The organism is Vibrio sp. 704 (assembly GCF_033339295.1).
This window is the reverse complement of the sequence record NZ_JAWOUH010000288.1, coordinates 1-813: the sequence shown is the minus strand read 5'-3', so window position 1 is coordinate 813 and position 813 is coordinate 1. Positions and strand designations below refer to the sequence as shown.

Genomic DNA, 813 nt, shown 5'->3' with positions numbered 1-813 from the left:
AGCAACAAAGGTCATTTGGCTAGGGCGTGTGGTCTTGCCTGAAAGATGGACTTCTTGCACGTTCGTGTTTTTTACTAAATCACGGACGTTGTCTGCATTCACTCCCGCCCCGGCCATGATCGCAATGCGCCCTTGGGCTTGTTCCACAAGAGATTTAAGTACGCTCTCGCCTGCTGGTGCAGATGGAGCGAGGCCTGAAGTCAGAATACGTTCGCAACCTAAATGGATAATATCTTCCAACGCTTGTTCTGCATTGCGGCATTGATCAAATGCACGATGAAACGTGATACCAAGACCCAGTGCTTGTGCAAACTCGCACAAAGCGGTGGCAAACGGCATGTGGATATCACCTTCTTGGGTCAGTACGCCTAGCACCACTCCATCTAAACCAGATTGATGGGCGGCTTCGATGTCCCAACGCATCATGTCTAGCTCTTCTTCGTTATAGAAAAAGTCGCCTTGGCGTGGACGAAGCATGGCATACACAGGCACAGAAGATTGTTTGGCCGCTTGCTGCATAAAACCGTAGCTTGGCGTTAAGCCACCCAATGCGAGAGATGAGCAAAGCTCAATACGAGTTGCGCCACCAGCAATGGCGTAATGAAGAGATTCAATATTATCAATACAGACTTCTAGATGAGTAACCACTTTGATTCATCCTACTAACGTTACAGTAAGTGTTATGGCTAAGATATTAGCAGGGCCAACAGGCAGAATCTGTATGATGTCGATGGGAAATAGAGGTAAAGTTTTCGCCTAGGTGTTACCTCATTTGAGCACATTTATTGAAGATAAAAGAAAGCCCAGAGCATA

At 47.0% G+C, this 813-nt stretch carries 1 protein-coding gene; it reads right to left on the bottom strand.

Translation table 11 applies throughout. From position 1 onward, the window contains the following. A partial coding sequence (locus R7R24_RS25970; protein WP_318120002.1) for a copper homeostasis protein CutC occupies window positions 1-648 on the bottom strand: 648 nt, incomplete at its 3' end. Window positions 649-813: the final 165 nt, after the last annotated feature.